A 10,698-nucleotide genomic window follows, 5' to 3' on the forward strand; every position below is an offset into this window, starting at 1 on the left:
TCGGATTGATTTCGTAAGTGGCTGCATTTGAGTATTGTATGGGGAGCCGCGGACTGTCGACATGTCCAAGCGCAAGATCGTCGGCAGCGGAGGAGGGGTATAAGAGACAGTCCCCTCCCCCCACTGACCTAGGCTCGACCCATGGATGCCGAGCATGCGAACGCCCCGCGCGGACCGGTCGCCGTGCCGCTCGGCGCGACCGTGACGAGTGCAGCGGCGAGCCAGCTCGGCGCCGTCCGGGCGACGGGCGGTCGCGTGACCGGCGAACCCCGCCGCGAGACCCCCCGCGACCCCGGTGGCGTCCGCGCGACCGGCGCCCCGCGAGAAGGCGGTCTCCTCGACCGCTTCGGCCGTGTCGCCACCGACCTGCGCGTCTCGGTCATCGACAAGTGCAATCTGCGCTGCACGTATTGCATGCCGGCGGACGGGATGCCGTGGCTCCCGCAATCGCAGTTGATGAGCGCCGACGAGATCCGGCGCATCGTGCGAGTCGCGGTCCGTTCGCTGGGGGCCGAGGAACTGCGCCTCACGGGCGGCGAGCCCCTCGTCCGCAAGGACCTCGAGCACATCATCGCCGGCATCCGCGCCGACAACCCCGACCTGCCCATCTCCATGACGACCAACGCCGTGGGACTCGACCTGCGCGCACAGGCCCTCAAAGACGCCGGGCTGACCCGCCTCAACGTCTCGCTCGACACCCTCCACCCCGAGACGTTCGCCGAGCTGACGCGCCGCCCGCACCTCGATAAAGTGCTCGCGGGTCTCCGGGCCGCACGCGCGGCGGGCCTCGGCCCCATCAAGATCAACGCCGTGCTGCTGCGCGGCATCAACGACACCGAGGTCGTGCCCCTGGTCGACTGGGCGGTGTCGAACGGCTTCGAGATGCGCTTCATCGAGGACATGCCCCTCGACGGCGACCGCTCCTGGAGCGCGACCAACGTCATCCCGGCCCGCGACATCCGGGCCGCGATCGAAGAGGCCTTCACCCTCAGCCCCGACCCGCGCGGTCGCGGTGCCGCCCCGGCCGAACGCTGGGAGGTGCGGCGCACCGGCGAGACCGCCCTCGCCGGCCACGTCGGAATCATCTCCTCCGTCACCGAGCCGTTCTGCGCCGCGTGCTCGCGCACGCGCGTCACCGCCGACGGCCGCATCCGCTCCTGCCTGTTCTCGCACGAGGAGACCGACCTGCTCACGGCGCTGCGCGACGGCGCGGACGACGAGGGGCTCGCGCAGATCTGGCGGGATGCCATGTGGGCCAAGCCCCGCGCCCACGGTTCCGACCGTGTCGGACTCGCACGCGCCGACTTCGTCCAGCCCGAGCGCACGATGAGCGCGATCGGCGGATGAGACCGCTCGTCGAGCCGGTGGCATCGCTCGCCCCGGAAGAGCTCATCCGCACCGCCCGTCACGCCGTCCTCGCCGACATCGGCGAGGAGGGGCAGCGGCGGATCGCCGCCGCGCGCATCGCGGTGGTCGGTGCCGGGGGGCTCGGTTCTCCGGTGCTGCTCGCCCTCGCGGCCGCCGGAGTGGGCGAGCTGATCGTCATCGATGACGACGTCGTCGAGCGCACGAACCTCCAACGACAGCTCCTGCACCGCGTGGAAGACATCGGCACCACCAAAACGGCATCCGCCGCGCGCGCCGTGCGCGATCTCTCGCCCCTCACCGTCGTTCATGAACGCACCGTACGACTGACCTCCGACAACGCCCGCGAGCTCTTCGCCGACGCCGACCTCGTCATCGACGGCAGCGACACCTTCGACACGCGCGAGGCCGTCGCCGCCGCGGCCGAGGGTCTCGGCATCCCCCTCGTCTGGGGAGCGGTGCAGGAATGGTCGGCGCAGGTGACGGTGTTCTGGTCGCACCCGCCCGAGGGGCGCGCACCCGTCGTGCTCGGCGACCTGTTCCCTCCCGGATCCGCGGGCGAGCCGCCCACGTGCGCGCAGGTCGGAGTGCTCGGCTCGCTGTGCGTGCAGGTCGGCGGGCTCCTCGCCACCGAGGCGATCAAACTCGTCACCGGCGCGGGCGAGCCTCTTCTCGGGCGCCTCGTCGTGATCGACGCGCTGCGCGCCCGGCACGACGTGATCCCGCTCTCCCCCGCCGCCCGCCCCGCCGTTTCACCCTGACCTCGGAGGCCCCGATGACCCCGCTGCTCACCGTCGAAGAGCACCGCGCCCGCGTGCTCGCCGCCGTCGCGCTGCTCCCCGCCGAGACGGTCCCCCTCGCCGAGGCCGCGGGCCGCACCCTCGCCGAGCCGATCCTCGCCGCGCACGACCTCCCCGGCTTCGACAACTCCTCGATGGACGGCTTCGCGGTGCGCTTCGCCGACGTCGAAGGGACGGATGCCGATCACCCGGCGACCCTGCGTGTCGTGGCGGATCTGCCGGCCGGCACCGCCGACGACCCGGCGCTGGCCCCCGGTGAGGCCGCCCGCATCATGACGGGGGCCGCCGTTCCCGCCGACGCCGACGCGATCGTCCCGTTCGAGGACACCGCCGGGGGCCTCGCCGACTCGCTCGACACCGTCGAGGTGCTCCGCGCCCCCGCGGGCGCGGGAGCCTTCATCCGTCGCCGCGGGGGCGACACGCGCGCCGGCGATGTCGTGCTCGCGGCCGGCGAGCATCTCGGCCCGTTCGCCCTGGCCGCCGCCGCCGCGGCCGGCGTCGACACCGTGAGCGCCACCCGCCGCCCGCGCGTCGCGATCGTCTCGACCGGCAGCGAGCTCGTCGCCCCCGGAACAGCCCCGTCGCGCGGACAGACCCCCGACTCGAACGCCACCCTGCTCGCCGCCCTCGTCGCCGGAGCAGACGCCGACCTCGAGCTCGTCGACCGTGTCGGCGACGACCCCACGGGCATCGACGCCGTTCTCGCCCGCGCCTCGCGCGCCGACGTCGTCGTGTTCACCGGTGGCGTGAGCGCCGGCGCGTACGAGCCCGTGCGCCTCGCGCTGAGCGACCGCATCGCGTTCGAGAAGATCGCGATGCAGCCCGGCAAGCCCCAGGCCTTCGGCACGCTCGACGACGGTCGGCTCGTCTTCGGCCTCCCCGGCAACCCCGTGAGCGTCGCGGTGTCTTTCGAAGTCTTCGTGCGTCCCGCTCTTCTCGCCCTGCAGGGCCGCGCGGTCCTCGATCGCCGGATCGCCCGGCTCACGGCATCCGAGTCCTGGACGACGCCACCCGGCCGCCGGCAGTACCTCCCCGCCGCGATCGACCTCGTCGCGGGAACCGTGCGCCCCGCCACCGCGGGAGGCTCGGGCTCGCACCTCGCCGCCTCGCTCGCTCGCGCCGAAGCCTTCGCGGTCGTCCCCGCCGAGGTGTCCACCGTGTCGGTGGGCGACCCGCTCGATGTCATGCTGATTCCATGACCTTCACCCACCTGGATGCCGCGGGCCACGCCCGCATGGTCGACGTCACCCTCAAGCAGCCCACCGTCCGCACCGCCACCGCGCGCGGTTTCGTGCGCTGCGCCCCCGAGGTGATCGCGGCCCTGCGCGACGGCACCGCCCCCAAGGGCGATGTGCTGGCCGTGGCGCGGATCGCCGGCATCCAGGCCGCGAAGTCGACGCCGACGCTCCTCCCTCTCGCGCACGTCATCGGGGTGCACCGTGCCTCCGTCGACCTCGCGATCACCGACGACGGCGTCGAGATCGAGGCGACCGTCGGCACCGCCGACCGGACCGGCGTCGAGATGGAGGCGCTGACCAGCGTCTCGGTCGCCGCGCTCGCGATCGTCGACATGGTGAAGGGCCTGGACAAGGGCACCTTCATCGAGAACGTCCGCATCGTGTCGAAGACCGGCGGGAAGTCCGGCGACTGGGTGCGGCCGGGCGAGCCCGGAGTCGCCGCCGCAGGCGCCCCGGCGGACGGAGCCCGCGCATGAGCGTCCGCGTCCGGTACTTCGCCGCCGCGGCCGAGGCCGCAGGAACCGATGCAGAGGACCGCACCGAGGTCTCCCTGGGGGCGCTGCGCACCGCGGTCCTCGCCGACCACCCCGCCCTCATCGGCATCCTGGACCGCTGCGCCGTGCTGCTGGACGGCACCCGCCACGACGACGACGCACCGCTCGGGGGCGTCACGCACGTCGACGTGCTCCCGCCGTTCGCCGGCGGCTGATCGGCAGCACGCGCGCCCCCGCAGGCAGCGCCCGCGTCTCGGATTCGGAGAAAGGACGCGGATCGCGATGATGCCGGCGTTCACTCCGAATCCGGTGCCCCTCTCCGATTCTGCGGCGTCCCCTCCGACCGGGCCGCGGCACGCCCGTGGAAGCTAGCCCCCCAGGCCCTTCCACGCCGTCGTGCCGTCGGCCTCGACCTGGCGCTTCCACACGGGAAGGTCGGTCTTGATCGTCTCGATCACCGTGCGGCACACCTCGAACGCCGCGGCGCGGTGCCCCGAGGCCACCGCGATGATGACGGCGGCCTCCCCCACGGCGAGCCGACCGACGCGGTGGCTCACGGCCACGATCGCGTCGGTGCCCGCGGCAGCCTGCTCGGCGATGCGGTGGAGCGCAGCGGGCGCATCGGGGTGCGCGCTGTACTCCAGCGCGACGACGGTGTCACCGGCATCCGGGTCGGTGTTGCGCACGCGGCCGACGAAGGTCGTGACCGCCCCCGACGCGTCGTCTTCCACGGCACGCAGGTGCGCGTCGAGGTCGAGCGGCTCCTCGGACAGGCGGGCGATGCGGACGGCGCTCATCAGTGGTCTCCTCCGGCGAGCTGGTCGAGGACGTGCGGGGCGAGCTCGGCGAGGACGGCGATCCCGGATGCCACGGCCCGCGTGGATCCCGGGAGATTGACGACGAGGGTCGCGGGGCCGGCGATCCCGGCGAGGCCGCGGGAGATCACCGCGAGCGGGGTGTCGGAGAGGCCGCGGCGGCGGAGTTCCTCCGCGATGCCGGGGAGCTCGCGCTCGAGCACGCGCGCCGTCCCCTCGGGGGTGCGGTCGGTGGGCGCGATCCCCGTGCCGCCGGTCGTGACGACGAGACCGGCACCCGTGGCGATCGCCGCGCGCAGGGCCGCTTCGACGCTGTCGGCGCCGTCCGGCACGACGACGGGGGCGCCGCAGTCGAAGCCGGCCTCGCGCAGGAGCGAGACCGCCAGCGGCCCCCCGCGGTCTTCGCGCAGGCCCGCGGCAGAACGGTCGGACACGGTGATGACCCGGGCGGTGTGCGGCACGGATCCAGCCTAGGCGCGGGCGTCGGTCGCAGCGGCGATCGTCTCGACTTCGGGCACCTCGGGCGCGATGCGCCCGGCCTTCGCCTTCGGTTCGAGGTCTTCGCGCTGCACCGATTCGGCCGCGGCCGTGATGCGCCGGGCCATGCCGCTGAAGATCAGTCCGTGAAACGGCAGCACCGAGAGCCAGTAGAGCCGTCCGGCGAGGCCCGTGGGGAAGAACAGCGCGCGCTGATCGAACCGAGCGCCCTCGCCGTCGGGGCTCGCCCTCAGCTCCAGCCACGCGCCGCCGGGCACCTTCATCTCGGCCCGCAGGCGCAGCAGGTGTCCGGGCTCGATCGCCTCGACGCGCCAGAAGTCCAGCGCGTCGCCGACGGTGACGACGCTGCGGCTCCGGCGTCCGCGCGCGAGCCCCACCCCGCCGACGAGTCGATCCATCCAGCCGCGGATGGCCCACAGCAGCGGCGAGGAGTACCAGCCGTTCTCCCCGCCGATCCCCTCGATCACCGACCACAGCTGCGCGGGGCTCGCGCTCGTGCGCATCGTCCGCTCGTCGGTGTACACCAGCCGCCCGGCCCAGTCCGGGTCGCTCGGCAGCGGGTCGCTCGGGGCGCCCGAGACCTCGGCATCCTGCCAGCTCGTCTCGATCGCGTCGTCGTTCACACGCCCGAGGGCACGCCGGACGGCCTCGCGATAGGGCAGCAAGCCCCCCTCGGGGCGGGGCACGAGATCGTCGATCGCGCGGTCCTTCACGACGCAGTCGTTCTGCAGCGACTCCACGAGAGGACGCGCGATCGACTTCGGGATCGGCGTGACGAGGTTGACCCAGTGCGAGGCCAGCCGCGGGGTGAGCACGGGCAGCGACGCGATGGCGCGCTGGTGGAGCCCGGCCTCGAGGGCGTACCCGTTCATCATCTGGCCATAGCGCAGCACGTCGGGGCCGCCGATGTCGACGGCGCGGTTGACGTTCGGCGCGATCCGTGCCGCGCCGAGCAGATAGTGCAGCACGTCGCGCACGGCGATGGGCTGGATGCGGTTGCGTACCCACTTCGGCGCGGGCATGTACGGCAGCACGTCCGTGAGGTGCCGCACCATCTCGAACGAGGCCGAACCCGATCCGATCACGACGCCGGCCTGCAGGACGAGCGTCGGCACGCCGCTGGCGAGGAGGATCTCGCCCACCTCCACCCGCGAGCGCAGGTGCGCCGACAGCGGCGCGTCGTCGGGGTGGAGTCCGCCCAGATACACGATGCGCGAGACGGATGCCGCCGCCGCGGCGTCCGCGACGGTGCGTGCCGCGCGGCGGTCGGTGTCCTCGAAGTCGCGACCGCCGCCCATCGAGTGGATGAGGTAGTACAGCACGTCGACCGCGTCGACGGCACGGGTCACCGCCTCGGCATCGGTGGCATCCCCCGCGATGGTCTCGACCTGGTCGCCCCAGGGGAAGGCCTCGACGCGCCGCGGGTCGCGCGCGAGCACCCGGACGCGGTATCCGGCCGACAGCAGCCGCGGCACGAGACGTCCGCCGAGGTAGCCCGTCGCACCGAGCACGAGAGCCCGCGGTGCCGACCCGTCGGGGCGGAGCTGTGCGACGAGCGCGGGTTCACGGCCAGTAGGGGCGGACAGCTCGCTCATGCCCGACACGGTACGCCGCGGCCCCGCCCACGACGGGGGCTTGACGGCGCTAGGGTGAGGCGCGTGGTGAACGCGTGGGTGCGACGCGTGCTCGTCGTCGAGGACCAACCGGCGATGCGCGCCCTGCTGTGCGACATGCTGGTCCATCGCGGATTCGAGGCCACCGGAGCCGCGGATGCCGCCGAGGCGACGCACCTGTTCGCCGACAGCGACCCCGACGTCCTGCTCACCGACATCGACCTGGGCTCGCGCCCCTCCGGCGTCGAGCTGGCCACGATGCTGACCGGTCTCGCCCCGCACCTGGCCGTGGTGTTCCTCAGCAGCTTCCCCGGGGCCGTCGCCGGGCACCACGGGCCCGCCGGGGCGGTGTTCGTCTCCAAGCTCGACGTGACCTCGGCCGAGGTGGTGGCGGATGCCGTCGAAGCGGCGCTGCGCCGGGCCACGCCGCCCGCACCGACGCCGGTGCGGGCCTCCGCTCTGGCCGGTCTCACCCGGCGTCAGATCGAGGTGCTCGCGCTCGTTTCGCGCGGCTGGTCGAACGAGCAGATCGCGCGCGAGCGCGGCATCACCACGCGGGCGGTGGAGCGCGCGATGAGTCGCATCTTCGCGCGCCTCGATCTGCATACGGCGGGCGGGACGAACCCCCGCGTCCGTGCGAGCGCCCTCTACCTCGCCGAGTTCGGCCCCGTCGCGTGACCACTCTGTGGCCCGCCGTGCGTCGAGCGCTGACGGGAGGCCGCTTCGTCACGGGGTGGACGTTCGTCGCGGTCTTCGTCGTCTCGGTGACGCTGCTCGCCCCGCTCCCGGTCGGGCTCTCCGTGCTCCCGCGCGCGCTCGTCGGCGCCGCCGGCGCGGCCGCGGTCTCGGCGGTCTGGGCGGGGGTCGCCCTCGTCGAACGCGCCGCGTCCGACCCCCGGGTGCGGGCGGGAGTGATCGTGTCGGCGCTGGTGCTCACGGCCGCCGCCCGACCGCCGCTGCAGGACGCTCTCTCGCGGCTCGGCGAGCTCCCCGTGCCCCCGCCCGCCGACGCGCCCCTGCGTCTTCTCACGAACCTCGTGGTCTGGACGATCGCGCTGATCGGCACGGCCGCGCTCGTGGACGTGGCGCGGTCGATCCGCGAGACCAACGCGCTGCTCGCGCAGGTCCTCGCCCAGTGGGACGGCAGTGCCGCGCGGGTGCGCGGGTACACCACCGCCGCGCGCGCGGACATCCTCGCCGCCGCCGACCTCCTGGCCGCCGCTCGGTTCGAGACCACGGCCGACGTGAGAGCCCTCACCGTCGACCTCCGCACGCACGCCCACCGCCTCGACGAGCGCGCCATCGCTCCGCCCGCGCCGGGGGATCCGCTCGACGCGCGGGCCCCCCGGGCCGTTCCCCGCCGGCCGTCGCGGCTGCGCCTTCCCCCACCGGGACTCGCGGCGACGGTCTACGCCCTGGCCGTGCTCCCCTACGCGCTGCGCAGCGTCGCGCCGGTCGATCTGCTCGTCGGCTTCTGCATCGCCCTCCTCTCCGGCGCCGCAGCCGATCTCGCGGCCCGACTCCCCCCGCTGCGGCGGCGGCCCCGGGCCCGCGGTACCCTCTTCGTCACGACCACCCTGCTCGCCGGTCTGACGCTGGCCGCGGTCGCCATGGGCCAGGGCGTGCCGCTCGCCACGGCCTCCCTGGCGGTGCTGGCCTACCCCGCCCTGGCCTTCGCTCTCGCCGCGGGACGCAGCACGGCCCATGCGCTGCGCGTCGAGCGTCGGCGGCTGTCCAGCGCCCTGGCCGCGCGCGGGCGCGCCGACGACCTCGGCACCCGCCGCGTCCGCGCGGCCCTGCGCCGCGCCGCCGTCCTTCTGCACGCCGACGCCCAGGGGGCGGCCGTGCAGTTCGTCCTTCGGCATCCGGATGCCGCACCCGCCGACCTCGCCGTCTTCGCCGCGGAGCTGCGCGGACTCGGCGGGGAGCTCCGCACCGTTCTCGATCGCCCCACCCCTCCCGCCGCGGCGGACTCGCTCGGCCCGGTGCTCCAGACCTGGGGGGCGGTGATGCCGGTGTCCGCCGACGTCTCCGACGCCGCGAGCGCCGCGCTGCGCACCGACCCGGCTCTCGCGCGCGACGTCATCGACGTCGTGAGCGAAGGCCTGTTGAACGCGGCGAAACACGCCCGCGAACGCACCGCGCGCGTCGAGGTGCGTGTGACCGGAACAGCCGGCGGCCCCCGCCTGAGCGTGCGGATCGTCTCGCCGGGCGCCCCGGCCCCGCGCGCCCGGCTGCGCCCCGGCTCGCACGCCGCGCGCCGGGGAGCGCGACTCAGGGCGGAAGGTGCAGACGCCGTGCTCGAGGCGGTCTTCGCCGTCGAGGACCCCACCACGACGACGCGTTCTGTCGTGTGGACCGAACATTCCGACGGGACGCCGCGCCACCGCGCGTAGCGTCGCCGTCGATGTCCGAGCTCCCCTCCCTCCTGCCCCTCGCCGTCGGCATGGCGATCTCGCCGCTGCCGATCGTCGCCGTCGTCGCGATCCTGCTCTCGGCGCGCGGGCGTACCGCCGCGCCCGCCTACACCGGAGCGTTCCTGCTGGTCGCTCTCGCGGTCATCGGCGTCGGCGCGGCCACGTCGGCGGGGGCCTCGGCGGCCTCGCACGGCGCGGGCGGGAAGATCGTCGTGCTCGTGCTGACGGCCCTTCTCACGGTCGGTTTCACCGCGTTCGCGGTGGTCAGCTGGCGCGGACGCCCGAAGCCCGGCACGGCTCCGGTCGCCCCGGGCTGGCTGGCGGCCGTGGATGCCATCACCCCCGCGCGGGCCGCCGGGCTGGGCGTGCTGATGGCCGCCACCAACAGCAAGAACCTCCCCCTCGAGCTCAAGGGCGGCGCCCTGCTCGGCGCGGCGCACCTCCCCGTCGCCGTGACCGTTCTGCTGTGCGTCGCGCTCGCGGTCGCCGGATCCCTCGCGCTGGTGCTGCCCACGCTCCTCGGCGCGACGGGCCTGCCCGCCGTCGTCTCCGCGTTGCGCCGCCTCAAGGACGAGATGATCGCGCACAATGCCGTCATCATGACGGTGCTTTTCGCGGTCCTCGCCGCGACCGAAGCCGCCCACCTGATCCACCAGCTCACCTCCTGAGGACGCCCATGGACACCTCCCCGCTCGTCACCGCTCCCGCCGGAACCTTCCGTGGCCTGCTCGACCGCGGGGTCCGGTCGTGGCGCGGTATCCGCTTCGCCGTCGCCCCCACGGGCGAGCGACGCTGGCGCGATCCCCTGGCCGCCCCGGATGCCGAGGGAGAGGTGGATGCCACGGCCTTCGGGCCCGTGTGCCCCCAGCCCGCGAACCCCGCCATACCGCTGGGTGAGGGCACCGTCCAGGACGAGGACTGCCTGTCGCTGAACGTCTGGGCGCCCGGCGACGACGCCGCTGCGCGCCCGGTCATGGTGTGGCTGCACGGTGGCGCGTACACGTTCGGGTCGTCACGCCAGCCGATGTACGACGCCACGGCGATGGTCGACGCCGGCAACGTGATCGTGGTCACGGTCAACTACCGCCTCGGCGCGCTCGGATTCCTCGACCTCTCCGGCGCGGTGCCGGAGGCCGGCTTCGAGGGAAACCTCGCCCTCAAGGACGTGCTGCTCGCCCTGCGCTGGGTGCAGCGCAACATCGCGGCGTTCGGCGGCGACCCCGCGCAGGTGACCGTGTTCGGCGAGTCCGCGGGCGGCGGCCTGGTCACGACGCTGCTGGCGACGCCGTCGGCGCGCGGGCTGTTCTCGCGGGCGATCGCCGAATCGTCGCCGGTCTCCAGCGTCTACGGCCGCGAGCGCGCGACCCGGGTCGCCGAGCAGTTCCTCGACGCGCTGGGCGTGGACGCCGCCGATCCCGCCGCGCTCCGCGACGCTCCCGTCGACGCCGTCGTCGCGGC

Annotated in this window: 12 protein-coding genes; 9 read left to right on the forward strand and 3 right to left on the reverse strand. The window is 74.2% G+C overall.

What is annotated here, in order from left to right:
- Positions 1 to 141: 141 nt before the first annotated feature.
- From moaA to NS220_RS16900, 5 genes are read left to right on the forward strand one after another with little or no spacing between them, the layout of a single operon-like run.
- Complete coding sequence (gene moaA, locus NS220_RS16880) at positions 142 to 1,347, forward strand: GTP 3',8-cyclase MoaA (protein WP_058625168.1); 1,206 nt, start codon at positions 142 to 144, stop codon at positions 1,345 to 1,347.
- A complete protein-coding gene (locus NS220_RS16885; RefSeq protein WP_058625169.1) occupies positions 1,344 to 2,126 on the forward strand; it encodes a HesA/MoeB/ThiF family protein in 783 nt (260 codons plus the stop codon). Before moaA ends, NS220_RS16885 begins: the two co-directional genes overlap by 4 nt.
- A 14-nt stretch (positions 2,127 to 2,140) precedes the next feature.
- Positions 2,141 to 3,364, forward strand: coding sequence for a molybdopterin molybdotransferase MoeA (locus NS220_RS16890; protein ID WP_058625170.1), 1,224 nt, complete (start codon positions 2,141 to 2,143; stop codon positions 3,362 to 3,364).
- On the forward strand, positions 3,361 to 3,879 hold the full coding sequence (gene moaC, locus NS220_RS16895) for a cyclic pyranopterin monophosphate synthase MoaC (protein ID WP_058625171.1): 519 nt from the start codon (positions 3,361 to 3,363) through the stop codon (positions 3,877 to 3,879). The genes NS220_RS16890 and moaC overlap by 4 nt, the downstream gene beginning before the upstream one ends.
- On the forward strand, positions 3,876 to 4,112 hold the full coding sequence (locus tag NS220_RS16900) for a MoaD/ThiS family protein (RefSeq protein ID WP_058625172.1): 237 nt from the start codon (positions 3,876 to 3,878) through the stop codon (positions 4,110 to 4,112). The genes moaC and NS220_RS16900 overlap by 4 nt, the downstream gene beginning before the upstream one ends.
- A 153-nt stretch (positions 4,113 to 4,265) precedes the next feature.
- Here the strand turns inward: NS220_RS16900 and NS220_RS16905 are convergent, their stop codons facing one another.
- Genes NS220_RS16905 through NS220_RS16915 form a run of 3 tightly spaced genes read right to left on the reverse strand, consistent with a single transcriptional unit; the run spans position 4,266 to position 6,805 of the window.
- Positions 4,266 to 4,694, reverse strand: coding sequence for a molybdenum cofactor biosynthesis protein MoaE (locus NS220_RS16905; protein WP_058625173.1), 429 nt, complete (start codon positions 4,692 to 4,694; stop codon positions 4,266 to 4,268).
- A complete protein-coding gene (locus NS220_RS16910; protein ID WP_058625174.1) occupies positions 4,694 to 5,173 on the reverse strand; it encodes a MogA/MoaB family molybdenum cofactor biosynthesis protein in 480 nt (159 codons plus the stop codon). The genes NS220_RS16905 and NS220_RS16910 overlap by 1 nt, the downstream gene beginning before the upstream one ends.
- A gap of 9 nt (positions 5,174 to 5,182) precedes the next feature.
- Positions 5,183 to 6,805, reverse strand: coding sequence for an SDR family oxidoreductase (locus tag NS220_RS16915; protein ID WP_058625175.1), 1,623 nt, complete (start codon positions 6,803 to 6,805; stop codon positions 5,183 to 5,185).
- A gap of 63 nt (positions 6,806 to 6,868) precedes the next feature.
- On the opposite strand from NS220_RS16915, the gene NS220_RS16920 reads away from it, so the two are divergent.
- From NS220_RS16920 to NS220_RS16935, 4 genes are all read left to right on the forward strand, one after another.
- Positions 6,869 to 7,501 (forward strand): response regulator, encoded by a 633-nt coding sequence (locus NS220_RS16920; protein WP_058625176.1) that lies wholly within the window; start codon positions 6,869 to 6,871, stop codon positions 7,499 to 7,501.
- On the forward strand, positions 7,498 to 9,219 hold the full coding sequence (locus NS220_RS16925) for a hypothetical protein (RefSeq protein WP_058625177.1): 1,722 nt from the start codon (positions 7,498 to 7,500) through the stop codon (positions 9,217 to 9,219). The genes NS220_RS16920 and NS220_RS16925 overlap by 4 nt, the downstream gene beginning before the upstream one ends.
- Positions 9,220 to 9,230: 11 nt before the next feature.
- The gene (locus NS220_RS16930) at positions 9,231 to 9,908 is read left to right on the forward strand and encodes a GAP family protein (RefSeq protein WP_058625178.1); all 678 of its coding nucleotides are present in this window, start codon (positions 9,231 to 9,233) and stop codon (positions 9,906 to 9,908) included.
- Positions 9,909 to 9,916: 8 nt separating this feature from the next.
- A partial coding sequence (locus tag NS220_RS16935; RefSeq protein WP_153004346.1) for a carboxylesterase family protein occupies positions 9,917 to 10,698 on the forward strand: 782 nt, incomplete at its 3' end.

Origin of the sequence: Microbacterium testaceum, assembly GCF_001476655.1 — a bacterium.
GTDB lineage: Bacteria > Actinomycetota > Actinomycetes > Actinomycetales > Microbacteriaceae > Microbacterium > Microbacterium testaceum_C.